Annotated in this window: 26 protein-coding genes; 21 read left to right on the forward strand and 5 right to left on the reverse strand. The window is 63.0% G+C overall.

Annotation, left to right across the window (positions count from 1 at the left end; translation table 11 throughout):
* Position 1 precedes the first annotated feature (1 nt).
* From amt to ptsP, 7 genes are all read left to right on the forward strand, one after another.
* Positions 2-1537, forward strand: a complete 1536-nt coding sequence (amt, locus tag NA29_RS02390; protein WP_039395345.1) for an ammonium transporter — start codon at positions 2-4, stop codon at positions 1535-1537.
* A gap of 475 nt (positions 1538-2012) precedes the next feature.
* Positions 2013-3302, forward strand: coding sequence for a glutamate--cysteine ligase (gene gshA, locus NA29_RS02395; protein WP_039395348.1), 1290 nt, complete (start codon positions 2013-2015; stop codon positions 3300-3302).
* Between the two features lie 513 nt (positions 3303-3815).
* Complete coding sequence (locus tag NA29_RS02400) at positions 3816-5084, forward strand: helix-turn-helix transcriptional regulator (RefSeq protein WP_150777151.1); 1269 nt, start codon at positions 3816-3818, stop codon at positions 5082-5084.
* Between the two features lie 59 nt (positions 5085-5143).
* Positions 5144-6082 (forward strand): glutathione synthase, encoded by a 939-nt coding sequence (gshB, locus tag NA29_RS02405; RefSeq protein WP_039395356.1) that lies wholly within the window; start codon positions 5144-5146, stop codon positions 6080-6082.
* Between the two features lie 234 nt (positions 6083-6316).
* Entirely contained in the window at positions 6317-6730 is a 414-nt protein-coding gene (locus NA29_RS02410; RefSeq protein WP_039395359.1) for a PTS sugar transporter subunit IIA, read from the forward strand.
* Between the two features lie 3 nt (positions 6731-6733).
* A complete protein-coding gene (locus NA29_RS02415; RefSeq protein WP_039395361.1) occupies positions 6734-7003 on the forward strand; it encodes an HPr family phosphocarrier protein in 270 nt (89 codons plus the stop codon).
* Between the two features lie 160 nt (positions 7004-7163).
* Entirely contained in the window at positions 7164-8900 is a 1737-nt protein-coding gene (gene ptsP, locus NA29_RS02420; protein ID WP_039395364.1) for a phosphoenolpyruvate--protein phosphotransferase, read from the forward strand.
* Positions 8901-9041: 141 nt separating this feature from the next.
* Here the strand turns inward: ptsP and NA29_RS02425 are convergent, their stop codons facing one another.
* The 3 genes from NA29_RS02425 to gpmA form a co-directional block, all read right to left on the reverse strand.
* Positions 9042-9794, reverse strand: coding sequence for a HesA/MoeB/ThiF family protein (locus NA29_RS02425; protein ID WP_039395367.1), 753 nt, complete (start codon positions 9792-9794; stop codon positions 9042-9044).
* A gap of 70 nt (positions 9795-9864) precedes the next feature.
* Positions 9865-11421 (reverse strand): S41 family peptidase, encoded by a 1557-nt coding sequence (locus NA29_RS02430; protein ID WP_039395369.1) that lies wholly within the window; start codon positions 11419-11421, stop codon positions 9865-9867.
* 427 nt (positions 11422-11848) lie between these two features.
* On the reverse strand, positions 11849-12595 hold the full coding sequence (gene gpmA / locus NA29_RS02435; protein ID WP_039395373.1) for a 2,3-diphosphoglycerate-dependent phosphoglycerate mutase: 747 nt from the start codon (positions 12593-12595) through the stop codon (positions 11849-11851).
* Between the two features lie 232 nt (positions 12596-12827).
* Here gpmA and NA29_RS02440 point away from each other — a divergent pair, with 232 nt between their 5' ends.
* The 5 genes from NA29_RS02440 to NA29_RS02460 all read left to right on the forward strand — a co-directional run bounded on the left by NA29_RS02440 (position 12828) and on the right by NA29_RS02460 (position 15841).
* Positions 12828-13235 (forward strand): rhodanese-like domain-containing protein, encoded by a 408-nt coding sequence (locus NA29_RS02440; RefSeq protein ID WP_039395376.1) that lies wholly within the window; start codon positions 12828-12830, stop codon positions 13233-13235.
* A 16-nt stretch (positions 13236-13251) separates the two neighbouring features.
* On the forward strand, positions 13252-13512 hold the full coding sequence (grxC, locus tag NA29_RS02445; RefSeq protein ID WP_039395378.1) for a glutaredoxin 3: 261 nt from the start codon (positions 13252-13254) through the stop codon (positions 13510-13512).
* Positions 13513-13577: 65 nt separating this feature from the next.
* Positions 13578-14084, forward strand: coding sequence for a protein-export chaperone SecB (gene secB / locus NA29_RS02450; RefSeq protein WP_039395381.1), 507 nt, complete (start codon positions 13578-13580; stop codon positions 14082-14084).
* Positions 14085-14149: 65 nt separating this feature from the next.
* Positions 14150-15169, forward strand: a complete 1020-nt coding sequence (locus tag NA29_RS02455) for an NAD(P)H-dependent glycerol-3-phosphate dehydrogenase (protein ID WP_039395383.1) — start codon at positions 14150-14152, stop codon at positions 15167-15169.
* Between the two features lie 129 nt (positions 15170-15298).
* Positions 15299-15841 carry an O-acetyl-ADP-ribose deacetylase gene (locus NA29_RS02460; protein ID WP_072633392.1) on the forward strand — a complete coding sequence of 181 codons (543 nt, stop codon included), beginning with the start codon at positions 15299-15301 and terminating at the stop codon, positions 15839-15841.
* Here NA29_RS02460 and trmL read toward each other — a convergent pair.
* Positions 15823-16293 carry a tRNA (uridine(34)/cytosine(34)/5-carboxymethylaminomethyluridine(34)-2'-O)-methyltransferase TrmL gene (trmL, locus tag NA29_RS02465; protein WP_039395389.1) on the reverse strand — a complete coding sequence of 157 codons (471 nt, stop codon included), beginning with the start codon at positions 16291-16293 and terminating at the stop codon, positions 15823-15825. The two genes, NA29_RS02460 and trmL, sit on opposite strands and share 19 nt — an antisense overlap.
* A 10-nt stretch (positions 16294-16303) precedes the next feature.
* Positions 16304-16936, reverse strand: a complete 633-nt coding sequence (locus NA29_RS02470; RefSeq protein WP_084103399.1) for a ComF family protein — start codon at positions 16934-16936, stop codon at positions 16304-16306.
* 342 nt (positions 16937-17278) lie between these two features.
* On the opposite strand from NA29_RS02470, the gene NA29_RS02475 reads away from it, so the two are divergent.
* The 9 genes from NA29_RS02475 (at position 17279) to NA29_RS02510 (ending at position 26414) form a co-directional block, all read left to right on the forward strand.
* Complete coding sequence (locus tag NA29_RS02475) at positions 17279-18199, forward strand: methyltransferase domain-containing protein (protein WP_052252456.1); 921 nt, start codon at positions 17279-17281, stop codon at positions 18197-18199.
* Between the two features lie 270 nt (positions 18200-18469).
* The gene (gene sbnA, locus NA29_RS02480; RefSeq protein ID WP_084103401.1) at positions 18470-19582 is read left to right on the forward strand and encodes a 2,3-diaminopropionate biosynthesis protein SbnA; all 1113 of its coding nucleotides are present in this window, start codon (positions 18470-18472) and stop codon (positions 19580-19582) included.
* Positions 19579-20613 (forward strand): 2,3-diaminopropionate biosynthesis protein SbnB, encoded by a 1035-nt coding sequence (gene sbnB / locus NA29_RS02485; protein WP_039395394.1) that lies wholly within the window; start codon positions 19579-19581, stop codon positions 20611-20613. Before sbnA ends, sbnB begins: the two co-directional genes overlap by 4 nt.
* Positions 20610-22091 carry an adenylosuccinate synthetase gene (locus tag NA29_RS02490; RefSeq protein ID WP_039395397.1) on the forward strand — a complete coding sequence of 494 codons (1482 nt, stop codon included), beginning with the start codon at positions 20610-20612 and terminating at the stop codon, positions 22089-22091. The genes sbnB and NA29_RS02490 overlap by 4 nt, the downstream gene beginning before the upstream one ends.
* Positions 22081-23043: a diiron oxygenase gene (locus NA29_RS02495; protein ID WP_039395400.1), complete on the forward strand. Its 963-nt coding sequence runs from the start codon at positions 22081-22083 to the stop codon at positions 23041-23043. The genes NA29_RS02490 and NA29_RS02495 overlap by 11 nt, the downstream gene beginning before the upstream one ends.
* Before the next feature lie 125 nt (positions 23044-23168).
* Positions 23169-23465 (forward strand): hypothetical protein, encoded by a 297-nt coding sequence (locus tag NA29_RS26540; RefSeq protein ID WP_157744753.1) that lies wholly within the window; start codon positions 23169-23171, stop codon positions 23463-23465.
* A complete protein-coding gene (locus NA29_RS02500; protein ID WP_167370882.1) occupies positions 23438-24181 on the forward strand; it encodes an ornithine carbamoyltransferase in 744 nt (247 codons plus the stop codon). The genes NA29_RS26540 and NA29_RS02500 overlap by 28 nt, the downstream gene beginning before the upstream one ends.
* Positions 24181-25449 (forward strand): threonine synthase, encoded by a 1269-nt coding sequence (locus NA29_RS02505; RefSeq protein ID WP_052252458.1) that lies wholly within the window; start codon positions 24181-24183, stop codon positions 25447-25449. Before NA29_RS02500 ends, NA29_RS02505 begins: the two co-directional genes overlap by 1 nt.
* Positions 25446-26414, forward strand: coding sequence for an FAD-dependent oxidoreductase (locus tag NA29_RS02510; protein WP_072633176.1), 969 nt, complete (start codon positions 25446-25448; stop codon positions 26412-26414). The genes NA29_RS02505 and NA29_RS02510 overlap by 4 nt, the downstream gene beginning before the upstream one ends.
* The last annotated feature ends 22 nt before the right edge of the window (positions 26415-26436 follow it).

Here is a 26436-nt window from a genome sequence, read left to right on the forward strand (position 1 = left end):
CATGAAAAAACTACTTGCCAAACTCCTGCTCGCCGCCGCCTTTACGGGTGTCGTGGGCCTCGGCGCCAGCGCCGCACTGGCCCAGGACGCCTCGGCGCCTGCCGCTGCTTCGGCCGCTTCGGAATCCGCAGCACCCGCTCCCGCAGCGGCGACCGCAACGCCAGCGGCCGCACCTGCACCTGCTGCGCAAGCCGCAGCGCCCGCCGCTCCTGCGGCTGCACCCGTGCCGCCGAACAAGGGCGACACGGCCTGGTTGCTGACCTGCACCGCGTTCGTGATTCTCATGACGCTGCCCGGTCTGGGCCTGTTCTACGGCGGTCTGGTCCGCTCGAAGAACATGCTCTCCGTGCTGATGCAGTGTTTCATCATCTTCTCGCTGGTGGTCGTGCTCTGGGCGATCTACGGCTACAGCATCGCGTTCACCGAAGGCGGGGCGTTCTTCGGCGGCTTCGATCGCTTGTTCCTCAAGGGAATGACGCCGGACTCGGTGGCGGCCACGTTCAGTAAGGGCGTGAATGTGCCGGAGTACGCGTACATGGCGTTCCAGGCTGCATTCGCCGCAATCACCTGCGCGCTGATCGTCGGTGCTTTCGCAGAACGTGCCAAGTTCTCGGCCGTGCTGCTGTTCACCGTCATCTGGTTCACGTTCTCGTACCTGCCGATGGCGCACATGGTCTGGTTCTGGGCCGGTCCGGATGCCTACATCGACGCAGCGGCGGCCGACGCGGCCAACGCACACGCCGGCTGGCTGTTCCAGAAGGGCGCGCTCGACTACGCCGGCGGCACGGTGGTGCACATCAACGCGGCTATCGCAGGGCTTGTGGGTTCGTACATGGTCGGCAAGCGCGTTGGTTTCGGTAAGGAAGCGTTCAAGCCGCACTCGCTCACGATGACGATGATCGGCGCGTCGCTGCTCTGGTTCGGCTGGTTCGGCTTTAACGCCGGTTCGGGTCTGGAAGCGAACGGCGGTGCCGCACTTGCCTTCGTCAACACCTTGCTCGCCACCGCTGCAGCCACGCTGTCCTGGACGGCCGGTGAATGGATCGGTAAGGGCAAGCCGTCGATGCTGGGTGGCGCGTCGGGTGCCGTGGCCGGTCTGGTGGCGGTCACGCCGGCAGCGGGCTTCGTCGGTCCGATGGGCTCCATCGTGCTTGGCTTGCTCGCGGGTCTCATTTGCCTGTGGGGTGTGAACGGTCTGAAGCGCCTGCTCAAGGCCGACGACGCGCTCGACGTGTTCGGCGTGCACGGCGTGGGCGGTATGCTCGGCGCGATTCTGACGGGCGTGTTCGCTGCACCGTCGCTCGGCGGCACGGGGATCTACGACTACGTCGCCAACAAGGTGGCACCGGATTACTCGATCGCAGGGCAGGTCTGGATTCAGTTCCAGGGCGTGCTGACCACGCTCGTGTGGTCGGGGGTCGTCGCCTTCATCGCCTTCAAGATCGCCGACATCGTGCTGGGTCTGCGTGTGCCGGAAGACGAAGAGCGTGAAGGTCTGGACATCACCTCGCACGGCGAATCGGCCTATCACAACTGAAGCAACGACTCAGGCAGCTGATTTCACCTCAAATACATCTGTCTCATCGCACCGTTTAGCCCCGGCTTCCGTCCGGGGAAAACCCGGGAACGTCAGCGAGTCGGCAAGGACTCGCCGACAACGGCCAGAAGGCCCGTCCCGGGCGACGCGAGAGGAGTTGCCGGAAGCCGGTCGGACAGCCGGCCCCGGCATTGCGCGGGCACCCAGGCGGTGCCCGTTTTTTTCGGCAGCCCCGGAAATCGTCCCCGCGCTTGTGATTTTCGGTTTTGCCCCCATGTCTTCTCACCGCGGCATCGCGCCGCGCTCCCCATAAACGTTGTCGACGCGTGCTCGTACGCCGCAAATCGTTGCCTCATCGACGGTGTGCCCGCGTGGCTGGCCTCGCGTCACGGAGCCCCTTCCCGGGGCATGGCGAACGGCGGGGGCGCTGAGCGTATGCTCTACAATCGATATTCCATCTGGATATGAGAGAAGCATGGTTCCGCATCTCGTCACGGCCCTGAAAGGCCCCTTGCTCGACCTGGAAAAGAAGATCCTCGATGCGACGCCCGCCATCGAGCGCTGGTTCCGGCTTGAGTGGCAGGAACATACGCCGCCGTTCTACTGTTCGGTCGACCTGCGAAATGCCGGCTTCAAGCTCGCTCCCGTCGACACCAATCTCTTCCCCGGCGGCTTCAATAATCTGGCACCGGAAGTGTTGCCGCTCGCTGTGCAAGCCGCGATGGCTGCCATCGAAAAGATTTGCCCCGATGCGAAGAACCTGCTGCTGATCCCCGAACGCCATACGCGGAACTCGTTCTATTTGCAGAACATTGCGCGGCTGTCGACGATCATGCGTCACGCCGGGCTGAATGTGCGTCTGGGCAGTGTGTCGGACGACATCACCGAACCGACGACCATCGAGTTGCCGGACGGGCAGCACGTCGTGATCGAGCCGCTGGAGCGCACGCCGCGCCGTCTGGGGCTCAAGAACTTCGATCCCTGTTCGATTCTGCTCAATAACGATTTGTCGGCCGGTATTCCGCCGATTCTCGAGAATCTGCACGAGCAATACCTGCTGCCGCCGCTGCACGCCGGCTGGGCGGTGCGTCGCAAGAGTCAGCACTTTTCGGCCTACGACGATATCGTCAAGAAATTCGCCAAGATGATCGACGTCGATCAATGGATGCTCAATCCGTACTTCGCGAAGTGCGAGGGCGTCGATTTCGACGAAGGCGTCGGCGTGGAGAAGCTTGCCGATACGGTCGACGCCGTGCTGAAGAAGATCAACAAGAAGTATCGCGAGTACGGGATCACCGAGAAGCCGTTCGTCGTCATCAAGGCCGATGCCGGGACGTATGGCATGGGCGTGATGATGGTGCACGACGCCGCCGAGCTCAAAAACCTGAATCGCCGTGATCGCACCAAGATGAGCGTGGTGAAGGAGGGGCTCGAAGTGCACGACTTCATCGTGCAGGAAGGCGTCTACACGTTCGAGCGCATCAACGAAGCGGTCGCGGAGCCGGTCGTCTACATGATCGATCGCTATGTGGTGGGCGGCTTTTACCGTGTCCATACCGGGCGCGGCACTGACGAAAACCTCAACGCCCCCGGCATGCACTTTGTGCCGCTTGCGTTCGAGCATACGGCACTGCCGGATGTCCACGCGAAGCCGGGTGCCGCACCGCCCAATCGCTTCTATATGTACGGTGTGGTGGCGCGCCTGGCGCTGCTGGCGGCATCGGTCGAACTGGAGCGTACCGATCCGGATCCCGAAACGTATTGATCGATTCCGTCCGGTGTCGCGCAATGCGACACGTTGCGCGGCGAGTGACAACTTGCCGCGCGCTATCGGTTTCGGCGGAAGGCGGCGGGCTTCGGCGCCGCTTTGAGAAGTTTCTGAATTTGACCTGAGACAACGTCCCCTTGACGGTGGTCTCAGACGCCTCTTGTCCCGAGAGGCGAAAAGAAAAAGACGCCCGGCTGGCCCCCCGACTAGCCGGGCGTCACATTTACCGGTCGCCTCATGCAACGACCGGAAATCGGGGCTTCCCTGGGCGGTTCACCCCGCAAACTGGCTCCCTGCGCACCCCCTTCACATCCTGGATCGGTGTACTGTGCCGTTCCGTCTCGGTTCGCGTCAGCAATGAAGCGATGATGCGACCGTTTGACGCAACAAACATCCCCCGAATGGGGGATGTCCGTCGGCGTTCATGCGGAATAGGAAATTTCCCTGGAATCTACTTTGACTGGGAGGTGCATGGGAGTGCAGGGGGACTTGCGCGCATGCCTTCGCCAAATGCATCAATTGCCGGTTCCCACACTCGGCTACCTACCGCTGTGGCTGGAGACGTTGCGCGTGGGGCTCTCGGCCGACAGCGTTGCCGCGCTTTGGTGCTATGCGCAAGACGGTGTGAGTCCGGTGAGCGATCCGTCAGGAACCGCACACGTTACGTGTGGGTACGCCCCGCAAGCACCGTTATCGGCGTGTGAGCGGCTGGCGTCGTGCGGTTGGGTGATGCCGTCTGCGGCCGAATTGCGACTTTCGCCGATTCAGTCGTTGCAACACGGTGGCGTGCTATTCGGGCACGCGCGCAAGCGTTCCGGCGCGGCCAAACGGTCGATGTCGCCGAGCCATCTTCACCGTCCGCCGGAGCTCGATGCTTGTTTGGCCGATGGTGATGTGCTGGACGCTTACCTGCTGCCCGCGAGTCGCGCGGCCGACGAGCGCCTGCAGCCGACGCTTTCCCGCGAGCGTGAAGGGGCCAGTCCGACATGGGACACGCCGCCCCTCGGCGCGTTGCGGCTACTCGTGTCGCGCAGTCGGACGCGACTGGCGTTCAGTGCGCGAGAAGTCGCCACGTTCGAGACGGTGGCCGCCGAGTTTGCCCAATCACCGGCGCGTCCCCATTTTCCGCCGCTCCTGCCGCTCTCATCTCTCACGAGCGCGATGCTGCCTGCCGTCGAGGGACGGGCGATGCCGGAGGGGACGGGGTCCGTCTGTGCCGACATATCGGGCACGATCGTGTGGCACCGGCGTCAGCCCGAGTGGGCCGATCCGGGCGCGTTGACGCTCATGCGTCGCGTCTGGCAACTGGTGCCGGGGCGTGCATGGCCCGATGCGTGTGTGGTTGTGCAGGCGTGCCAGCGGCTGGCCGAAGCGCTGACGTTGCATCCCTGCGGTATGTCCGGCGCGATCGTCTCGGGTGCGCAAATAGGAACGACCTTGCCGGTGCCAGGCGGCACGTTGCATCTGCACGCCACCCATCTCTGCGGCATGGGCGGGCGCGCCACGGAGCGCGTGCGCATCTCCCTGCATCTCGCCGTGCCACCCGTCATCCGCCTGTTGGCGCGGTTGTGGGACACGGCGCTGACGCCTGTGCAGCGGGAGATCGCAATGCGCTTGATGGCGGGGCAATCGCGTACGCAGACGCGCGAAGCGTGTGCGATTGGCGTGCAGACGCTCAAGACGCATCTGTCGCTCATGCGGGCACGGCTGGATCCGGTGCGTGACGCGTCGCTGCTCCTCGGACTGCGCAGCGGCAAAACGACGCCTCGGCTAGAATAGACGCCTGTCGCCGCAGCTTGCGGTGTGTGCATCCGAACCCCCAAGACTCCCGCCGATCGATGCAGATTCTCTTTATCGCCGACCCGCTCGACCAGTTCAAGATCTACAAGGACACCACGTTCTCGATGATGCGCGAAGGCGCACGTCGCGGGCACCGGATTTTTGCGTGCGAGCCGCACGAGATGGCATGGCAAGGCGCTACGGTGGATGCGCGCGTGAAGGAGATTCGTCTGACGGGCGACGCCGACGTCTGGTACGAAGTCGTCGACATTCGCGTGGCGGCGCTCACCGAGTTCGATGCAGTGATCATGCGCAAGGATCCGCCGTTCGACATGGAGTACATCAACTCCACGTGGCTGCTCGAGATTGCCGAGCGTGCTGGCGCTCGCGTGTTCAACAAGCCGAGCGCTATTCGCGACCATTCCGAAAAGCTGGCGATTGCCGAATTCGGTCAGTTCGTAGCACCGACGCTGGTCACGCGCGACGCTACACGTCTGCGCGCTTTTCACGCCGAACATGGCGACGTCATCTACAAGCCACTCGACGGTATGGGTGGCACGGGCGTATTCCGTATCGGTCCGGACGAGCGCAACCTCGGTTCGGTCATCGAAATGCTCGGCGAGAACGGCGCACGTTCGGTGATGGCGCAGCGTTTCATTCCCGACGTCAAGCTGGGTGACAAGCGCGTGCTGGTGATCGGCGGAAAGGTCGTGCCGCATTCGCTTGCCCGAATTCCGCAAGGCACCGAGGTGCGCGGCAACCTCGCGGCCGGTGGTCTGGGCGAGGCGCGCGATCTGACGGCACGCGATCGCGAGATCGCCGAGACGCTGGCCCCGGTGCTGTGGCAACGCGGCCTGCTGCTTGTGGGTCTCGACGTTATCGGTGACTACCTTACGGAAGTGAATGTCACGAGCCCGACGTGCTTCCAGGAAATCACCGATCAGACCGGTTTCGACGTGCCGAAGATGTTCATCGACGCGCTGGAACTGGCGGTCTGAGACGTCCGGGGCGTGGCAACGCGCGGTGACGCGCGGAATTGCCGCACGGAACTTGCGTTATTTGGGCCGGCCCTGCGGAGAACCCGCTTGGGACGGCCCCTAACCCAATGAAATTTCAGGGTTAATTCGGGATTTTGGCGCGCCTGCTAAAATAAGAATCCCAAAATCGACAGGTTCGCGTTCGTCGTTGTGTTTGTATCCCGAACACCCGCGGCGCCCGGCGTGCCTAGCATCATGGCTGGAATTCTGATCATTGCCCACGCACCGCTGGCTTCGGCCCTTCGCGAGTGCGTTTCGCACATCTACGGCGGTTGTCCGTCGCGCATTGGCGCGATCGACGTGGTCCCCGACCAGGACACGGCGGCGCTCGTAGACGTCGCAAAGGAACGCCTCGCGCAATTGCGCGAAGAGAACGGCGTGCTGGTCCTTACCGATTTGTTTGGCGCGACGCCATCGAATGTGGCGGCACAACTCGTGGGGCCGAAAGTGCGCGTGCTCGCGGGCGTCAACCTGTCGATGCTCATCAAAGCGGTGTGCTACCGCTCGGTGCCGCTCGATACGCTGGCCGAGAAGGTGCTTTCGGGCGGATCTAAAGGTATTCTGGAAGTCGGCGCGGGTGCGCCGGTCACACACACTACGTCACACTGAAACATGCTTCGACAAGAAACGACGATCGTAAATAAATTGGGCTTGCATGCCCGGGCATCCGCAAAGCTGACGCAACTGGCGGCGAAATTTCAGAGTGAGGTCTGGCTGACCCGGAACGGTCGGCGTATCAACGCGAAGAGCATCATGGGCGTCATGATGCTGGCGGCCGGCATCGGCTCGACGGTGGAAGTCGAGACCGAAGGTTCGGATGAGGCTCAAGCCATGAAGGAAATCCTCGAGCTCATCGCGAACAAGTTCGGCGAAGGGGAATAAGGCATTGCGGAAGTGATGTGGCGTCGGCAGGCGCGCCGCATCTTGCAGCACACCGGCATTGCGCAGGCCGTGCTGTCACCGCACCGCCGCTCGCTGTCCTGAGGGCAGTAATACACACAGAATTCGGTCGAATCACCGCCTCTGAACTGGGGAGACTTCCTTGTCTTTCACCCTGCACGGCATTCCCGTTTCCCGCGGCATCGCGATCGGACGCGCTTATTTGCTTGCGCCCGCCACGCTCGATGTCCCGCACTACCTGCTCGATCCCAGCCAGATCGACGACGAAGTCGCGCGCTTCCAAAGCGCTCAGGCGACTGTCCAGCAGGAACTCGACACCCTCAAGGAAGAACTGCCCGATGATGCGCCCGGCGAGATGGGCGCGTTTCTCGATGTTCATTCCCTGATTCTGAACGACACGTTGCTGGTCGATGCCGTCGTCAAGCTCATTCGCGAGCGTCGCTACAACGCCGAGTGGGCGCTGACGACGCAACTCGAAGTGCTCGTTGCGCGCTTCGAGGACATCGAAGACGAGTATCTGCGCGAGCGTCGCGCCGACATCGAACAGGTGACGGAGCGTGTGCTCAAGGCCCTTGCCGGTGCACCCGGCATTCGCCACGTCGTGGCCGAGACGCCGCGCGACGACATGATCGTCGTGGCCCGCGACATCGCCCCGGCGGACATGCTGCAGTTCAAGTCGCAGACGTTCAAGGGGTTCGTCACGGACCTCGGCGGCAAGACGTCGCATACCGCCATCGTCGCCCGAAGTCTCGGCATTCCGGCCGCGGTCGGCGTGGCGCAGGCGAGTCTGCTCGTCAAGCAGGACGACGTCATCATCATCGACGGCGATCACGGCATCGTCATCGTCGACCCGGCGCCGATCGTGCTCGAAGAGTACAGCTACCGGCAAAGCGAGCGTGCGCTGGAAGAGCGTCGCTTGCAGCGCCTGAAGCACTCCCCGGCACAAACCATCGACGGCACGCCCATCGAGCTGCTCGCCAACATCGAGTTGCCGGAAGACGCCAAGACGGCCGTCGATGCGGGCGCGGTCGGTGTGGGCCTGTTCCGCACCGAGTTCCTCTTCATGAACGAGGAGGAGGCGCCGGAGGAAGAGGCGCAGTTCGAGGCGTACAAGCGTGCGGTGGAGACGATGCACGGTCTGCCGCTCACGATTCGGACCATCGACGTGGGGGCCGACAAGCCGCTCGACAGCCACGAGACGTACGAAACCGCGCCGAACCCGGCGTTGGGGCTGCGCGCGATTCGCTGGAGCCTGTCGGAGCCGCGCATGTTCCTCACGCAGCTGCGTGCGATTCTGCGGGCATCGGCGTTCGGCAAGGTGCAGATTCTGTTCCCGATGCTGGCTCACGCGCAGGAAATCGATCAGACGCTCGAACTCGTACGCGAAGCGAAAGCGCAGCTCGACGCCGCCGGTCTGCTCTACGACCCGAACGTGAAGCTCGGCGCGATGATCGAGGTGCCTGCCGCAGCCCTCACCGTGCCCATGTTCCTGAAGCGGCTCGACTTCCTGTCCATCGGCACGAACGACCTGATTCAGTACACGCTGGCGATCGACCGTGCCGACAATGCCGTCGCGCATCTATACGATCCGCTGCACCCGGCGGTCCTGCGTCTCATCGCCATGACGATTCGGGAGGCACACGCTTTCGGTGTGCCTGTCGCCGTGTGCGGTGAAATGGCAGGGGATCCGACGGCGACGCGTCTGCTGCTCGGCATGGGGTTGCGCGAATTTTCGATGCACCCGAGCCAGTTGCTGCAGGTCAAGCAGGAGATTCTGCGCGCGCATTTACCGGATCTCGAGCGGCCGGTGCAGGAACTGCTCGCCGCGACCGAGCCTGAGGAAATGCAGGCTGCTCTGGCGAGACTTGCGGTGGCCTGATCGGTCGACGTGCGTCGCACAACGCAAAAGCGGACGCTCCCGTGAGGAAGCGTCCGCTTTTTCTTTTTCGCTGATCGATGAGATTGCTACAGCCGAAATTTAGGACTACGCCGGACGCATCCTCAGCCATTCCCCACGCAATCAGTGTCGCTGTCCGCAGACTTTACATTCCGGATTGCGGGCGCAATGCATGGTGTGCCAACTCATTTTGCGGCCGTCGAGCATCTGAAGACGGCCCACGAGCGGCGTACCGATGCCGGTGATCAGCTTGATCGCCTCGGCGGCCTGCATGCTGCCGATGATGCCGACAAGCGGTGCGAGCACGCCCATCGTGGCGCAGGCTTGTTCGGGAAACGGCTCGTCCGCGGGGAAGATGCATTCATAGCAGGGCGATGCATCGTTGCGCACGTCGAACACGCTGATCTGTCCGTCGAAGCGCAGCGCTGCCCCGGAGACCAACGGCACACCGGCAGCGACGCAGGCGCGGTTGACCGCGTGACGTGTAGCGAAGTTGTCCGAGCCGTCGAGCACGACGGTGGCGCCGCGTGCGAGTGTCGTCAGGCGGGCTTCGTCTACGCGTTCGTTGATGACGTCGACGACCACATCCGGGTTGATGCGCGCGATGCGCTCGCGCCCGGATTCAACCTTCGGCTGTCCGACGCTCTGCGTATCGTGAAGGATCTGGCGTTGCAGGTTGGTGAGGTCGACGGTGTCGTCGTCGATCAGCGTGATGTGTCCGACGCCCGATGCCGCCAGATAGAGCGCTGCGGGTGAGCCGAGACCGCCTGCGCCGACGATGACCGCGTGCGCGGCAAGCAGACGCTCCTGACCCTCGATACCGAGTTCGTCGAGCAGGATATGGCGGGAGTAACGCAGCAGCTGATCGTCGTTCATCGCAAAACGGAAAGGGATAAAAAAACCGTGCCGGCTTTCGCGGGCACGGTTTGTAGTGTAAAGCCGTTGCTTATTTCTTGTCCGCAGGCTTGGCGGGCACGACGGTGTCCGTCTTCGGATCCGTCTTGGCCCCGGTCGCCGGTGCTGCGGCCTTCGAGGCGTCCTTCGGCAGCGGGCCGGCGTTGGCTTCGAGGCGCGACTTCGTGCGCTGGACCGGCTCGCCCTTGAGCTGATGAACGGCCTGCTGGAGCATGAAGTCGTCGGCACTGCCCAGATCCGGCAGACGCTCTTCGCGTTCCTTCTTGCGCTCGTCCGGCGTCTTCTTCGCGTTCTCTTCTTCGAGGCGTCGCAGTTCTTCCAGACGGCGGGCTTCGCGTGCGTCGATTTCCTTCTGCTCGTCAGGCGTTTGCGTGTTGTGCAGGTGGTTCTGGTAATCGATTTCGCGCGTGACCAGTACGTCGTCCGGATCGCCCTTCGGATTCTGGTCGACCGGCACGTCCGGCTTGATACCGATGGACTGGATCGAGCGACCGCTCGGCGTGTAGTAGTACGCCGTGGTCAGACGCAGTGCCGTGTCCGGGCCCATCTGGCGCACGGTCTGGACCGAGCCCTTGCCGAACGTCGTCTTGCCCATGATGATGGCGCGCTTCGAATCTTGCAGTGCGCCGGCCACGATTTCGGAGGCGGACGCCGAGTAAGCGTTCACCAGCACGACCATCGGCACCGTCTTCCAGATCGGGGCTTCGCCCTTGAGCGGATCTTCCGGGCTGGCCGACAGACGGTAGTTGTCGAACGTTGCCTTGTACGTCTGTTTTGCGTCTTCGATCTGACCGTTGGTGGACACGACCACAGCGCCTTCCTTCAGGAACGCGGCGGACACGCCGACAGCCGACTGGAGAATGCCGCCGCCGTTGTTACGCAGGTCGAGAATCAGACCCTTGAGCGGCTGGTCCTTGGCCAGTTCCTGGAGCTTCTTGGCCAGATCCGGCACGGTGCGTTCCTGGAAGCTGGTGATGCGCACGTAACCGATGCCCGGTTCGAGCAGCTTGCCCTTGATGCTCTGGACACGAATCTCGGCACGCACGATCGAGACCGGGAAGGTGCGCTCTTCCGACTTGCGGAAGATCGTCAGCGTGACCTTGCTGCCCGGGGCGCCGCGCATGCGCTTGACCGCCTGATCGAGCGTCATGCCGCGCACGGGCTTGTCGTCGATGCGGGTGATCAGGTCGCCCGGCTTCAGACCAGCCTTGAACGCGGGGCTGTCTTCGATCGGGGAGATGACCTTCACGAGGCCGTCTTCCTGCGAGATCTCGATGCCGAGACCCGCGAAACGGCCACGCGTCTGCTCCTGGAGTTCTTTGTATTCGTCCTTGTCGAGATACGACGAATGCGGATCGAGGCTCGACACCATCCCCTTGATGGCAGCCGTCAGCAACTTCTTGTCGTCGACCGGTTGCACATATTCGCGCTTGATCTGGCCGAACACTTCAGCCAGCAGACGAAGCTGTTCGAGCGGCAGCGGCGTGGTAGCGCTTTGGGCGGATGCCTGCGAGAACGCGAGGGTGGCAGCCGCACCGGTCGCGAGGCCCAGCACGATCAGGCCGATGTGTTTGAGGGTTTGGCGCATATAGGCGTGGAATTCCCGGAATTTTGGGGCGCACGCCAATGGGCGCGCGCACTTTGGCGAAGTATAACCGTTTGCCCGCAGGCGGGACATTGCCCATTCGACAGGGACTTTTCCGGAGTGGTTCTACGAAAAGTTCCGTTCCGGGCGATGTCATATGGCGAATTTCGTCGAACGTCGGCCGATAGGGCGCCGCTTTCGCCGGTGGGACGTGCCCGCGCCGAGGGTCGCCTGACTGCGTGCAGACGCAAGAAGCGTCCGGAAATCGTGTTACCGCTTATTACGGAAGCCACCGAACGCGTGTGAGGTGAGGCGCTTGAAGTGAGGGCGCGTGCGCCGAGATGGCAGGAAGATGGCGAGAATGCCAGGGAGCGGGCTGCGACGTTCCCCCGAAGGAAAGCGTCGCAGCCGTCAGCACGTTAGCGGAGACTTACTTCGACTTGCCTTGCGCGGCCACGGCAGCCAGCGCACCGGCAATCTTGTCCTGATCGCCCAGATAGTAGTGACGGATCGGCTTGAGGTCGGCGTCCAGTTCATACACGAGCGGCGTGCCGTTCGGAATGTTCAGGCCGGCGATATCGTCGTCCGAAATATTGTCGAGGTGCTTGATGAGGGCACGCAGCGAGTTGCCGTGCGCGGCGACCAGCACTTGCTTACCTGCACGCACGGCCGGAGCGATCGATTCGTTCCACAGCGGCAGCACGCGCGCCACGGTGTCCTTCAGGCACTCGGTGAGCGGAATCTCTTCGCGCTTGAGCTTGGCGTAACGCGGATCGTTGTACGAGCTGCGTTCGTCATCCGCGGCCAACGGCGGCGGCGGCGTGTCGTAGCTGCGACGCCACACGTGGACCTGATCGTCGCCGTACTTCGCCGCCGTCTCAGCCTTGTTCAGGCCGGCGAGCGCACCGTAGTGACGCTCGTTCAGACGCCAGCTGTGCACGACGGGAATCCACATCTGATCCATGGCGTCCTGCACGTGCCAGAGCGTGCGGATCGCGCGCTTGAGCACCGACGTGTAAGCGAGATCGAATTTGAAACCCGCTTCGGCGAGCAGATTGCCGGCCTGGCTGGCTTCGGCGACGCCCTTCTCGGTCAGGTCGACGTCGACCCATCCCGTGAAGCGGTTTTCTTTGTTCCACGTCGATTCGCCGTGGCGGATAAGAACGAGCTTGTACATAAGCAAACTTCAGTCAGAGTAGGAAAGCGGGGGCAGCCGACGGAGGCGGGGCAATTCGTCGCATCGGGCGGAGCCAGGCCCGGTATGGGTTTGGCGTCACTTCGCGGTGACATTCGGGGCTTCGCAAAGGGAGCCGCCGACGCCCGGCGCAACGATTGCCAACGAGACCCGTCGGCGCAATCACGGAATATTTTATAATGATCGGATTCTTTTGATATTTTTCAGGTGGTTTGTGAAGTTCTTTGCCGATTACACCAACCTCGCGCTGATCGCCATCGCCCTCGTTTCGGGCGGCATGCTGGCCTGGCCGGTATTCAAGCGCGGCGGTCGCGGTCTGTCGACCGTGGAAGCAACCCAGCTCATCAACCGTAAGGGCGCCGTGGTGCTCGACGTGCGCACGGCTGAGGAATTTGCCGCTGGCCACCTGCCGTCCGCACGTAACGTGCCGCTCGACGACGTGGAGCAAAAGGTCGCGGGCGTCATCAAGAACAAGGCGGCTCCGGTTCTGATCGTTTGCAAGAGCGGCCAGCGCTCGGCGCGCGCTCAGACGCTCCTTCGCAATCTTGGTTATGCTGAGGCGTTCAGCCTTCAGGGCGGTGTTGCCGCCTGGCAGGAAGCCGGTTTGCCGGTGATCAAGTAATCAAGGAGTTGCAGTCATGCCGAAGATCGTGATGTACAGCACGCAAGTGTGCCCGTATTGCCAGATGGCGGAGCGCCTGCTGCGTCAGCGCGGTGTTCAGGAGATCGAGAAGATCCTGATCGACAAGGAGCCGGCCCGTCGCGAAGAAATGATGTCGCGCACTGGGCGTCGCACCGTACCGCAAATTTACATCGACGAGCGTCATATTGGCGGTTACGACGATCTGTCGGCACTCGATCGTGCCGGTGGTCTCGTTCCGCTCTTGCAAGCTGCCTGATACCGCCTGCAAAATAGTCGCCCAGCCGCGTGATTGCGCGGCTGTCTCAATTCCAAGGAAACGAAATGTCCGACCAGAATCAGCCGTTTTTCAGCATCCAGCGCGCCTACCTGAAAGATCTGTCGCTCGAGCAGCCGAATTCGCCCGCGATCTTCCTCGAACAGGAGATGCCGACCGTTGAAGTGCAGTTGGACGTCGCCGCCGAGCGCCTGGCCGAGGAAATCTTCGAAGTCGCCGTGATCGCCACGGTGACGGCCAAGATCAAGGACAAGGTGGCCTTTCTGGTCGAAGGTAAGCAAGCCGGGATTTTCGAAATCCGCAACGTGCCGGTCGAGCAACTCGATCCGCTTATCGGCATCGCTTGCCCGACGATCGTCTACCCGTACCTGCGTGCCAACGTGGCCGATACCATCAGCCGCGCCGGCTTCCAGCCGATCCATCTGGCGGAAGTGAACTTCCAGGCGCTGTACGAGCAACGTCTGGCACAACTGGCCGAGCAGCAAGCGGCCAATGGCGAGACGCCGGCCCCGGGCATCGTGATGCCTGACGGCTCGTCCGCTCAGACCCACTAAGCGCTTGCGCTGCTTCGACGCCGTGGCCGGTACACGCTGACCGGCCGCTGCGTCGAGATTTCCACATGAAAATTGCCGTATTCGGTGCAGGTGCCTGGGGCACCGCGATGGCGAGTCACATGGCAACACGCCATGACGTCGTCCTGTGGGCGCGCGACGCCGCGCTCGTGGCGCAACTGGCCGCCACGCACGAGAATTCCGCTTACCTCCCCGGTTCCCCGTTATCTCCCCGTCTGCGTTTCGAAAGCGATTTCGAGACGGCGATGGCGCATGGCTCCGGCGATCACGCATTGTGCGTTGCCGCCGTCCCGGTTGCCGGGTTGCGGGCGCTGGCTGGCCATATGGCTAAGGCCACGGATGCGCCGAAAAACCTCGTCTGGCTGTGCAAGGGTTTCGAAGCGGATACAGGCCTGCTGCCGCACCAGGTTGTGTCGGACGTTTTTCCTGCCGTTGCTGGCGGTTCGCTCTCAGGTCCCAGTTTTGCGCGTGAAGTCGCGAAAGGCTTGCCTGCCGCGCTGACGATTGCGAGCGCCGTCCCGGCCCTTTGCGAATTGACGATCGCGGCGTGCCACTTCGGTGCATTGCGCATTTATTCGAGTGATGATCTTGTCGGCGTCGAAGTCGGTGGGGCTGTAAAGAACGTACTCGCGATTGCGACGGGCGTGAGCGATGGTCTCGGTCTGGGTCTTAATGCCCGCGCGGCGCTGATTACGCGCGGTCTGGCTGAAATGACCCGGCTGGGCGTCGCGCTGGGCGGCAAGCCCGAGACGTTCATGGGGCTGACCGGCATGGGCGACCTGATTCTGACCGCTACCGGCGATCTGTCGCGTAACCGCACTGTCGGATTGCAGCTCGCGTCCGGCAAGTCGCTCGATGAGGTGTTGACATCGCTGGGCCATGTCGCCGAGGGCGTACGATGTGCACGTGCGGTGCGCGATCTGGCCCGTGCGCACGGCGTCGAAACGCCGATTACGGACGCCGTTTGTGCGACGCTGTTCGACGGGCTTCCGGCCCGTGCTGCGGTGGAAGCGTTGCTACGTCGTGACGCCCGCGCAGAGCGCGAAGACGACGCCTCGCAGGACTGAGCGCACCTTTCGCGGCACATCGATGTTTTGCCGGACTTTCCGGTCGTTCGTCTGACGACGAACCGTCGGAAGGTTGTTCTCCTGCCACGGCTTTTGGCCGTTGACACTCGCAACAAGGGAGAGATGCCCATGTCGCAAGCTGCCCTTCCTCATCGTCACCTGCACGCTTCGCAGGGCGACATCACGCAATCCACGCTCGATGCCATCGTCAATGCCGCGAACGAATCGCTGCTGGGCGGCGGTGGCGTCGACGGTGCAATTCACCGCGCCGCAGGCCCGGAACTTCTGGACGCCTGCCGCAAGCTTCATGGTTGCCCGACCGGACAAGCGAAGCTCACGCCCGGTTTTCGTCTCAAAGCAAAATTCGTGATTCACGCCGTGGGCCCGGTGTGGCACGGCGGCGCGGATGACGAACCCGCGTTACTCGCGAGTTGCTATCGCGAAAGCTTGCGTCTGGCGGCCGGGCAAGGGTGCCGGAGCGTGGCATTTCCCGCGATCAGTTGTGGCGTCTACGGATACCCGCCGGAGCTTGCCGTGCCGCTCGCCGTCTTCACTGTGAGCGACGCGCTGCCCCATTTCCCCGTCATCGAGCACGTTGAGTTCGTGTGCTTCGACGCGGCGATGTTCGCGCTGTACCGTCGCGAACTCGAGAATCAGGATCCGCCAGCGTAATCCTGTTGGCGCCACGCCTCGAAAACGACGACGGCGACGGTGTTCGAGAGATTGAGACTCCGGTTGCCGGGGCGCATCGGCAGACGCACACGTTGCGTCATGGCGAACGTGTCGAGCAGGTCCGGGTCCAGTCCCCGCGTTTCGGAGCCGAAGACGAACCAGTCGCCCGGCGCAAACGACACCTCGCCGAAGGGACGCGATCCGCGTGTGGTCAGCGCGAACATGCGCGCGGGGTCGGGGGCTTCGGCGGCGAGAAACGCGGGCCAATCCCGATGCACTTTCATCTCGGCGTACTCGTGATAGTCGAGCCCGGCGCGTCGCATGCGCGCGTCGTCGAGCGGAAATCCGAGCGGTTCGATCAGATGCAACCGGGCACCTGTATTGGCGCACAGACGGATGACGTTGCCGGTGTTCGGCGGGATTTCGGGCGAGACGAGAACGACGTTGAACATGAGTGTGAGGCTAATTAATTGAGTGGGCCGAGGGCGGCGTGCGCAGCACGACGGCCGCGAGGACGTGCACGGCACCCGCGCGCTTGAGCGCGGCGGCCGCAGCGTCGCAGGTGGCGCCGGTGGTCATCACGTCGTCGATCAGGACGATGTGGCGCCCCTCGATGCGCTCGCTAGCGACAAAGACGTCACGCAGATTGCGCTGGCGCGCGTCACGCGACAACCGACGCTGCGCCGGTGTCGTTCGCGCCCGGTGAAGCACCCCGACGCTGGCCGGCAGACTTGCCCGCCGAGCCGCAACGCGCGCTAACTCCCATGCCTGATTGAAGCCGCGTGAGGCCAATCGCGAGGGCGCCAGGGGCACGGGCACCACGAGCGGTATCGAGTCCCGATGGCGGTTTGCCGGGGCGACCTCTCTCAAAGCATCGCCGAGGCGCTCGCCGAATTCCCGCGCGAGCGGCAGCGCACCACGGTATTTCAGACGAATCATCAGCATGTCGAGCGGCGGAACGTAGTCTGCGAGCGTCAGCGTGGCGTCGAACGCGGGCCGGTCTTGCAGGCATTGTCCGCAGAGGGCGGATGTTGGGGTGCGACAAATTGTCGCACCATCCGGCGTTGGCGCAACCGTTCCGTCCAGTGCCAGCACTGGCGACAGCAAAGCGACAGCGCATCGTGCACAGCGTGGCCTGGCGCCCGGTTGGCTCGCGTCGAATGCTGTCGCGCAAGCGTCACAGATCTGCCTCAGCGCTCGACGCCGACAAATTGCGCAATGATCGGGCAACGCGATGCGCAGCAACCCGCTCGCTAGCCGAGTCGGCGTCTGGAGGAGCGAAGAGAGGATGGGCACGGCGAATATCCGGGATGAAGAGCAGAGGGCGGTGGATCGAAACAGGCGACTTAACAGGCGCGTGGTGCGGAGTGGCCCGGATGTATCCGATGCGTTCCGACAGCAGCGAGTATACTGCCGACTCGCCTTTTCGCCTGTCCCATGAAGCCCTCCGACGCCCCTCAAAACCCGTCCTCTGCGTTCTCCGCACGCATTTTGCGCACTGCGTTCGACCGTCGCGCACCGAACTGGCAGGACGCCGATTTCCTGATGCGGGAGGTGGCGTCGCGCCTCGCGAGCCGGCTCGATTACATCAAGCTCAAACCCAAGCGTGTTCTGGACGCAGGCTGCGGCACGGGCGGTGATCTGCAGAGCTTCGGCGAACGATATCCCGATGCATACCGTGTGGGCCTCGACGCCTCGTTCGGCATGGCGAAGGCTGCTGCAGCGGCTGGCGCTACATCCGGCTGGCGGCGTCTGCTGCGTAGCGCTCCTCCGTATGGGGTGGTTCAGGCCGATTTCGCTGCGCTGCCGTTTGCGTCGCGTGCCTTCGATCTCGTGTGGTCCAACCTTGCGCTCCATTGGTATCGCGAGCCGCATCGCGTGATCCCCGAGTGGCACCGCGTGCTGACGACGGACGGATTGCTGATGTTCTCGGCTTACGGCCCTGACACGCTGCGCGAGCTGCGTGCTGCGTGGGCGGAAGTCGACGGCCTTCCCCACGCGCTGGAACCGACGGACATGCACGATCTGGGCGACATGATGGTGGCGAGCGGATTCGATACGCCCGTGACCGACATGGAGCGTCTGACGCTGACGTTCGAATCACCTGACACCTTGCTGCGCGACGTTCGTCTGCTCGGGGTGAATCCGCAGCCCGAGCGTCGCCAGGGATTGACGGGGCGGGCGCGACTTGCGGCATTGCGAGCGGCGCTGGAGCGTCAGCGTGGCCCCGACGGCACGATCGCACTGACGTTCGAACTCGTCTACGGTCACGCCTGGAAGATCCCAGAGAAGACCGATGCCGCAGGCAACGCAGTCGTGCGTCTTCAGGATATCGGTCGCGGCGGCCGTCCGCGCTAAGCACCCATTCGTTCCTCCTGCCAGCATCGCATCGGCGGCGTTCCGCCGATGCCGAAGCCTCTCCCACGCCCTTGCATCACGCCGAGTGATGCGTCGCCTGATGCACCGCCGCAGCCTGCGTTCTACACGAGTATGCAGGTGTTCCACGCTCGTCCGGTTCGCTTAAATGACGCTTCACGGCGTGATTGATCGCAGGACCTGGATGGCATCTCTCCCTGCGTCTCTTCACGCACAAGCGTTGCTTGCGGGCGAATACTCGGGAGGTGGGTGGTGGACTTTCAACACGAAACGTTATCGGTACGACAAGACGTCGAACGTGCGCAATGCGACGGGGCACGTCATGCAGGCGCGTCGAAGGCGCTTCGTATCGATGGCGAATTCCTTCGCCCGACCGTCCCCGTCTTCACGGCCATCGAGGGTTTGTGCGCAGCCACCGTTCATCTAAAACTGGAAGGGTTTAACGCTGCGGGCTCCGTCAAGCTCAAGACCGCGCTGCAACTGATCGACGACCTCGAAACCACCCATCGGATTCGGCGCGACACCCAGATCGTGGAGTCTTCATCGGGCAATCTCGGCGTGGCGCTGGCGATGGTCTGCGCGAATCGCGGCTACCGATTCACGTGCGTGACCGACCCCAACACGTCGCGGCAGGCCATCCGGGCGATGCAGGCCGTCGGCGCGCGTGTCGTGCGTGTCGACCGTCGCGACGCACAGGGGGGCTATCTCGCGACGCGCATCGCGTGGATTCGGGAGCAGGTCGAGCGAGATCCGCAGTGCATCTGGGTCAATCAGTATGCGAATCCATCCAACTGGCGTGCGCACTTTCGGTGGACGGCGCCGGAAATATTCTCGGCCTATCCGGACGTCGATCATCTTTTCATCGGTGCAGGGACGACCGGTACATTGATGGGCTGTCTTCACTATGTCCGCGCACATCGATTGCGAACGCGTGTGATCGCCGTCGACGCAGTGGGGTCCGTCACGTTCGGTGGTCCGCCTGGGCCACGCTTCATTCCGGGGCTTGGCACCAGTTGCAGACCACCGCTCAGCGAACTTTTGGACTCAGAACCACCGGATGCCATCGTCCATGTTCACGAATCCGACACCCTGCGCATGTGCCACAGGCTGGCTTGCCGAGGGCTGCTGGTTGGCGGGTCGACGGGAAGCGTGCTTCACGCGGTGCAGGCTTCGATAGCAGACATTGCTGCGAGCGATACCGTTGTTGCCATCGCGCCCGACATGGGCAACAACTATCTCGACACGCTTTACGACGGTGACTGGGCTGCGGCGTGTTTCGGCGACATGCCGGGTATGTCTGGCGTATCCGGTGCATCCGGCACCACCGCCGCTTCCATCGAAACGGTTGCACCGTCGCTGTCATGAACGCGCGCCCCATTCCACAGTTCCGCGTGTTCACTGGCGAGCAGATCGACACGGCCGTTCGCCACGGCAAGCACGCCATTCTCGATACCGTCGAAGCGGCATATCGCGCGCATCACGCGGGCCATACCGTGAATCCGGAAAGCCAGTTTCTCCGGTTTCCTGACGCACAGCGCAATCGCATCATCGCGTTGCCCGCGCACATCCGCGGACGTGGCGAAGGCCGCGAGAGTGTGACCGGTATCAAATGGATTTCGAGTTTCCCGGAAAACATCGAGCGTGGCATGCCGAGGGCGTCCGCGGTGCTGATTCTCAACGATGCGGTGACGGGGTACCCGATGGCCTGCATGGAGGCGAGCATCATCAGCGCGGCACGCACGGCGGCGAGCGCGATCAGCGCGCTTCGATGTCTCGCGCACGACGCCACCGCTTGTCCTCGGCGTGTGGCGCTCATCGGGGCGGGGGTGATTGCACGCCATGTCGCCGAGTGTCTGCCGCTAGCGGAACTGAGCATTGGCGAGGTCATGGTCCATGACCTGAACATCCGATATGCCGAGTCGCTTGCAAGCCGAATCGAAACGCAAATTGGGTTGAACGCCCGCGTCGAAGCGTCGCTGGAAAACGCGATACGCGAATCGGACGTGATCGTATTGGCGACCACGGCGGTGTCCCCGCATATTGAAGATCCCGAATGGTTTGCGCACTGTCCGATCGTGTTGCATCTATCGTTGCGAGATCTCGCACCATCGATTGTCATGGCGGCGCACAACGTGGTCGACGATATCGACCATTGCTTGCGTGCCTCGACGTCGCTTCATCTCACCGAAATCGCGACGGGCCATCGACGCTTCGTCACGACATCGCTGCCGCACTTGCTGAGCGGCGGTGAGCCGCCGATGCGCGATCGGCCCATCGTTTTTTCCCCTTTCGGACTTGGCATTCTCGACATCGCCGTCGGTCGCTGGGTCTACGAGTGCCTGGCTGCCGAGCAGGCGCCCATCCCCCGATTTTTCTTTGACTTGCACCGCGCATGACCACAGCTTCTACTGCTTCCTTTGGCTCCTCCTCATCAACGGATCAACACGCTTCGCTCGCTGCCGGAGGGTTCGCGGATGTCCTCGTCGGGCTGCAATACGGCGACGAGGGTAAGGCGAAAATCATCGATGCCCTCGCACCGGGGTACGACATCATTGCCCGCTTCAACGGCGGGGCCAATGCGGGCCATACCATTGACACACCGCAAGGGCGCATCGCGCTAAAGCAATTGCCCTCCGGTGTATTCCATCCCCATGCCACGCTGTATATCGGGTCGGGTTGTGCCGTCAATCCGTGGAAGCTGGCGGATGAGATTGGTCAGCTGCGCGAGATGGGTATCGCCCTCGAAGGGCGGCTTCACATCAGCGCACGCGCTGCATTGGTGCAGCCGCATCACATTGCGATGGATCGTCGCAATGGCGACACGATCGGCACGACCGGCAACGGTATCGGCCCGTGCTACGCAGACCGCGCGTTGCGTGTCCGAAACGATATGCGCGTCAATCTGATGCTCGGCGACCTGATCGCGAACGAATCCGAGGCCGTGGGTTCGATGCGTAACATCTTCACGCGCATGGTCAACGCCGAGGGCGGCACCTCGCCGTGGATGGCAGAAATGTCCGATCTGCTAAGGGACTTACCCCGGGTGGCAGCGTCTTTGCGGCCGTACATCCAGTCGGATCGTGGATGGCTCACGTGTCGTGTCAGGGCAGGCGCGAGCGTGTTGTTTGAAGGCGCACAGTCGGTGCTGCTCGACGTGGTCGAGGGAAGTCAGCCCTATGTCACATCGAGCCACACGGTGCCTGCCTACGCGTATGTGGGGGGCGATCTTTCGCCGAAGTACCACCGGCAGACGATCGGCGTGGCCAAAGCCATCATGTCGCGCGTAGGGCGCGGGCCATTTCCTTCGGAGCTTGGCGGCGAGCGCTCCGCACAGTACTGCCACGAGGCGTCGCAGTCCCACATCGGAAAAGTGGAGGAGCAGTCATGTTTCTCCGCCGACACATTGCTTCGCTCCAGCGATCCGTTCGACGTGGGCACCGCGCTTCGCATGCTCACTGCGGAGTACGGAACGGGCACCGGGCGGCCGCGCCGCATCGGCATGCTCGATCTCGCGCAGTTGAGAGACGTGATCAGAACGCATGCAGTGGACTGCGTGTATCTCAACAAGGTGGACTGTCTCAAGCACTACGCAAAGTCGACGTACCAGGGGGTGCCGATGCGCGTGCATCGCGATGTGCTGACAGCGGATGCCATGCCGGATGTGCTGATCTATCCCGGGCTGACGGAGCCCTCGCTCGATCAGGCCCGGGAAGGGGTGCTGGATGAAGCTATGCACGGCTTTATCGACTTCGTCGAGCGTCACATCGGGGCACCTTTGACCGGGCTCGGGCTCGGGCCTGAGCGTGCCAGCCTCGTGCTGCTGGCACCGCGTCAAATAGCACCCGTCGCGTCATCGATGCCTCATGACGCCTAAGCAGACCGGCATCGGCGCATATGGTGTCTCCGGCGGACACGGTGTATCCGCATTCGAACCCAAACCGTGGCGAGACGTCGCTGCAGTCACCCGCTGTGCTACGGAGTTGCCGTTTCCGCCTTTGCTGCCGGGGCATCTGTTTTTCAATGTGTCGCTCATGCCGTATGCGACGCATCCGTTGGTCTGCGCGCAAGGTCAGGCGGCTCGGCAGCGGTTGAGTGCACTGCGTCTCGGAGACTACCTGAACAAAACGGAGCAGGTCGAGTTGTTCATCGTCAACCGGGCCATCGAGAAGATGCTCGACAGAGATGACATCACGGCGGTGAGTCGCGACGATTTGCTGGCGATTTACACGGACGAAGGTTTCCACACCTGGATGATGGAGCGCTTCCGTTTGCAGATGTTGCGCGCGGCGGGGCACGTCATGGAAAAGGGGACATCTCGGGGTGTCGCGCGGGTGCTGGCTTTGTGCGAATCGGTTTCACCAGCGTACGCGGGTATCGCAAGCATTGCCGCAGCGACCGTGACGGAGACGCTGATCACCGGAACGTTACGTCAGGCGGGCGCGGGAGATGAGATTTACCCGCCGGTGCACACCTTGCTGTCGGAGCACGGTGCGGATGAGATGCGGCATCAGGCAGCGTTCGTTCGTTTCGCGAGCGAGTGGGTGCCTGACCTTTCGCTCGGTGAGCGCGAATGCCTCAATCAACTGTTGCCGGAACTGATGATGGCATTTCTCGCGCCCGAGATCGCGACGTGGCGAGAACATCTTTGTGCGATTGGACTCGGCGAAACCGAGGCCGATCGGGTGCTGCTGGAGAGCGTCGATCCATTGGCGGTTGGCGTGCAGATGATGGAGGCGGCGCGGGTGCCACGTCGTCTTTTTGAACGCCTGGGGCTGTCATGCGCAGAAAGGTTTGCACAACAGGCGAGTCGGTGGCGACCACCTTGATGGCGTGCAACTACAGGACTTAAACGCGAAGTCTGCGCAACGCGCGGGAGACGACTGAATTACGGTGGATGAACGGCGATCAGGAGGGACTTGTGACGTGTCATTGGCTTGCGCCCGATTTGACGATGAGTGCCCCGGACTACCGGGCGTTGCTGAGTGCGGCGCTATCGTTCAAGCGTCGATATCCCCTGCACACCGAGGGGGCGCTTCGTGACAGGACGATCTACTTTCTCTTTTATAACGCCTCGCTGCGCACGCGTAGCAGCTTCCAGACAGGACTGGCGAGATTAGGGGGAACGCCATCGTCCTGGATCCGCACACGGGGATTTACACGCCGGCGCTTCCTGACGCGGAGATCCCCTACTCGACGGAGCGTGTGGCCGACGTGGCGCGAGTGCTGTCGTCCTACGGTGACGCGATAGCGATTCGCATGTACGGCGCCCCCGCAGGCTGGGTGTACGGTGCGGCGCACCGACATCTCGAAGCGTTCGCCGAGTCGAGTCAGGTGCCGGTCATCAACATGGAGTGCGACCGTTTTCATCCGTGTCAGGCGCTCGCGGATGTCATGACGCTACGGGAGCAACTGGGCGGACTCACCGGGCGCAAGCTGTGCATCAGCTGGGCTTACTCGGGAAGCTGGCACAAGCCTGTCGCGGTGCCGCAAAGTCTGTTGCTCGCCGCCGTCAAAACCGGGATGGACGTGACGCTCGCCTATCCCCCACCGTTTGCGCTCGACGATCAGGTCATGGCGGCCGCCGCAGAGTTTGCCGGGCAGACGGGGGCGAGGATTCGCGTGACGCATGATTTGCGCGATGGTGTGACCGATGCGCACGCCGTCTATGCCAAGTCGTGGTGCAGCCTCAATCACTTGCCACAGCGCTCGGGAGAGGGGGTCGACGAAGCGGGGATGCAAGCGGCCTTCGAGCGCTATCGCGACTGGTGCGTGGACGAAGACATCATGCGGCTTGCCGCACCGAACGCAGGCTATCTTCATTGCTTGCCAGTGGATCGGGGGCAGGAGGTGTCGGATGACGTCGTAGAAAGCCCGGCGTCGTGGGTGTTCCAACAAGCAGCGAACCGACTGCACGCGCAAAACGCCGTGATGGCGCACCTGTTGAATCCGGGGAGTCTGACGTGATGCCGTCGTTCTCTTATCGCTATACCTGCGTGCGCTGCGCGACCCCGCAGACGTGGGGGACGATTCGCTATCGATGCCATGTGTGTGGACAGAACTTACGAATCCAGCGCAAGGCCGATGCGGACTCGCCGTCGGCGATGGATATCGTGACGACATTCCGAGAAAGTGAAACGGAAGGCATGTGGCGGTACGTCGCCTTGTTGCCCGTCGAAGCGCACTGGGGTAGCCGACTACGTGTCGGCGGAACACCCTTGATCGATTGCGGGGACGACGGTGGCGTCCGGCTTCGGATCAAGGACGAAGCGCGGAATCCTAGCGGCTCGCTCAAGGACCGTGCCACCGAGCTGGTGCTGGCCGTCGCAAAACGCGCCGGGTGCACGGGGGCGGTGACGGCCTCGACCGGCAACGCAGGGGCGTCGCTTGCGTGCATCGCCGCCGCGCAGGCGATGGCGGCAACGGTCGTGGTGCCAGCCAGCACGCCCTTCGCGAAGCTCGCGCAGATTCGGGCGTATGGCGCGAACGTCTACGAGATCGGGGGCACCTATGACGACGCCTTCGAGATTGCCGAACGCATGGCCGACGACGCGCTCTTGTGTTGTCGGAACACCGGTGTGAATCCATTTACGCGTGAAGGCAAGAAGACCTGTGCCTATGAGATTGCTGAAGCGATGGCGTGGCATGTCCCCGACTGGGTCATCGTGCCGACGGGGGACGGCAATATTCTGTCAGGCATCGCGGCGGGATTTCTTGACCTCTTTGCACTGGGTATCACCTCGGCGATTCCGCGTCTGATGGCAGCACAGGCCCATAGCGCCGACAGCATCGCGCGCGACTGGACGACGTACGACGAGACCGTGGCGTTGCCGGTGTCGCCCACTGCCGTTACGCCTAACACGGTGGCCGACAGTCTCTCGGTGAGTCAACCGAGAGACCATTTTGCAGCGCTGCACGCCCTCAGAGCTACGCGTGGCACCTGCGTGGTAGTGAACGACGAGTGCATTGCTGCTGCGTCGCGCACGCTCGCACAGCGGTTCGGTCTTTGGTATGAACCGTCTGCGGCGGCAGGCTACGCGGCGTTGCAAGCGGGTTTCGCCAGCGGGCGTATCCAGACGGGGGCGGAAGTGGTGTTGCTAGGAACTGGCAGTGGACTGAAGTCACCGCAATGCTTCGATGACGTGACCCGTCCACCGGCTTGCGCATTGGCGGTGCTGCCTGAGGGCCATGCGCCTGGCGAGCACGGTCCGTTGCATCGCGGGACATGCCCATGAGTGTGATGTCGGGTATGGACGTCATTGTCATAGGCGCCGGTGTGAGCGGCCTGACGACCGCAGTGGCGATGTCGCTCGCAGGTCGTCGCGTCGCCATTTTCGCTGCTGAGGGGCCATCGCAAACGACGTCGGCGCTTGCGGCGGCGATCTGGCATCCGTTCTATCAGGCCCCGGATCTCATCTATCTCTCTCGCGCCCGGCACACCTATGGAGCGATGCATCGATTGTCGTCGGATGCGTCGTCCGGAGTGAGCATGAGGCCATTGACCGAATATTTCCGGCGCGACGCTGGCGTGCCCTGGTGGGCGGACTGCGCCAGCGGTCTGTGTCGGGTACCGCCGGCGCGTGTGCCATCGCGCTTTGCCTGCGCGTACCGCATGGACGTGCCCGTCGCGGTCACTGAGACCTACCTGCGTTATCTGATGAACATGTTCCTTGAGCTAGGCGGGCGATTCGTGCCACGTCGCATCGAGGATCCCTCTGCATTGCTCGACGAGGTCGAGATCGTGGTGAATTGCTGCGGCTTCGGCAGCCGCCAGTTCGGCGACGACGCCTTGTCGCTGTCGCGGGCCGTTGTGCTTCGTGCCACGCGTGACGACGCCGTGCAAGGATGTTTCATCGATGACTCGGATCCTTTCGCGCCGACGTACATCGTAGAGCGCGACGACGACATCGTACTCGGCGGTACGGCAGAACCCGACCTGACATCGACGGTCATCGGGCAACGTCAGATCGATGGCATCGTTCGTCGCTGCACACGACTTTGCGAGGGCGTTGCGGCCCTGCGCATCATCGATGCGCGCGTCGGATTCCGTCCGGTGCGTCATTCGCCGCGTGTTGTCCGGGACGAGCGGTATGCGCGCTTGCTGCACAACTATGGACATGGAGGCGGCGGCTTCACCTTGTCATGGGGATGTGCGAACGACATCGTTCGACTCGCGGGCGAGGTGCCGAGCGCCGCGTGAGCGTGCTCGCACCGTGCTTGTC

Origin of the sequence: Pandoraea sputorum, assembly GCF_000814845.2 — a bacterium.
GTDB classification, from domain to species: Bacteria; Pseudomonadota; Gammaproteobacteria; order Burkholderiales; family Burkholderiaceae; genus Pandoraea; species Pandoraea sputorum.

Bases quoted from the DNA above. Each gene is read 5' to 3' on its own strand.
- amt (WP_039395345.1), top strand. From the start codon at position 2: ATGAAAAAACTACTTGCCAAACTCCTGCTCGCCGCCGCCTTTACGGGT.
- gshA (WP_039395348.1), top strand. From the start codon at position 2,013: ATGGTTCCGCATCTCGTCACGGCCCTGAAAGGCCCCTTGCTCGACCTG.
- NA29_RS02400 (WP_150777151.1), top strand. From the start codon at position 3,816: ATGCATCAATTGCCGGTTCCCACACTCGGCTACCTACCGCTGTGGCTG.
- gshB (WP_039395356.1), top strand. From the start codon at position 5,144: ATGCAGATTCTCTTTATCGCCGACCCGCTCGACCAGTTCAAGATCTAC.
- NA29_RS02410 (WP_039395359.1), top strand. From the start codon at position 6,317: ATGGCTGGAATTCTGATCATTGCCCACGCACCGCTGGCTTCGGCCCTT.
- NA29_RS02415 (WP_039395361.1), top strand. From the start codon at position 6,734: ATGCTTCGACAAGAAACGACGATCGTAAATAAATTGGGCTTGCATGCC.
- NA29_RS02425 (WP_039395367.1), bottom strand. From the start codon at position 9,794: ATGAACGACGATCAGCTGCTGCGTTACTCCCGCCATATCCTGCTCGAC.
- NA29_RS02430 (WP_039395369.1), bottom strand. From the start codon at position 11,421: ATGCGCCAAACCCTCAAACACATCGGCCTGATCGTGCTGGGCCTCGCG.
- gpmA (WP_039395373.1), bottom strand. From the start codon at position 12,595: ATGTACAAGCTCGTTCTTATCCGCCACGGCGAATCGACGTGGAACAAA.
- grxC (WP_039395378.1), top strand. From the start codon at position 13,252: ATGCCGAAGATCGTGATGTACAGCACGCAAGTGTGCCCGTATTGCCAG.
- secB (WP_039395381.1), top strand. From the start codon at position 13,578: ATGTCCGACCAGAATCAGCCGTTTTTCAGCATCCAGCGCGCCTACCTG.
- NA29_RS02455 (WP_039395383.1), top strand. From the start codon at position 14,150: ATGAAAATTGCCGTATTCGGTGCAGGTGCCTGGGGCACCGCGATGGCG.
- NA29_RS02460 (WP_072633392.1), top strand. From the start codon at position 15,299: ATGTCGCAAGCTGCCCTTCCTCATCGTCACCTGCACGCTTCGCAGGGC.
- trmL (WP_039395389.1), bottom strand. From the start codon at position 16,293: ATGTTCAACGTCGTTCTCGTCTCGCCCGAAATCCCGCCGAACACCGGC.
- NA29_RS02475 (WP_052252456.1), top strand. From the start codon at position 17,279: ATGAAGCCCTCCGACGCCCCTCAAAACCCGTCCTCTGCGTTCTCCGCA.
- sbnB (WP_039395394.1), top strand. From the start codon at position 19,579: ATGAACGCGCGCCCCATTCCACAGTTCCGCGTGTTCACTGGCGAGCAG.
- NA29_RS02490 (WP_039395397.1), top strand. From the start codon at position 20,610: ATGACCACAGCTTCTACTGCTTCCTTTGGCTCCTCCTCATCAACGGAT.
- NA29_RS02495 (WP_039395400.1), top strand. From the start codon at position 22,081: ATGACGCCTAAGCAGACCGGCATCGGCGCATATGGTGTCTCCGGCGGA.
- NA29_RS26540 (WP_157744753.1), top strand. From the start codon at position 23,169: ATGAGTGCCCCGGACTACCGGGCGTTGCTGAGTGCGGCGCTATCGTTC.
- NA29_RS02505 (WP_052252458.1), top strand. From the start codon at position 24,181: ATGCCGTCGTTCTCTTATCGCTATACCTGCGTGCGCTGCGCGACCCCG.
- NA29_RS02510 (WP_072633176.1), top strand. From the start codon at position 25,446: ATGAGTGTGATGTCGGGTATGGACGTCATTGTCATAGGCGCCGGTGTG.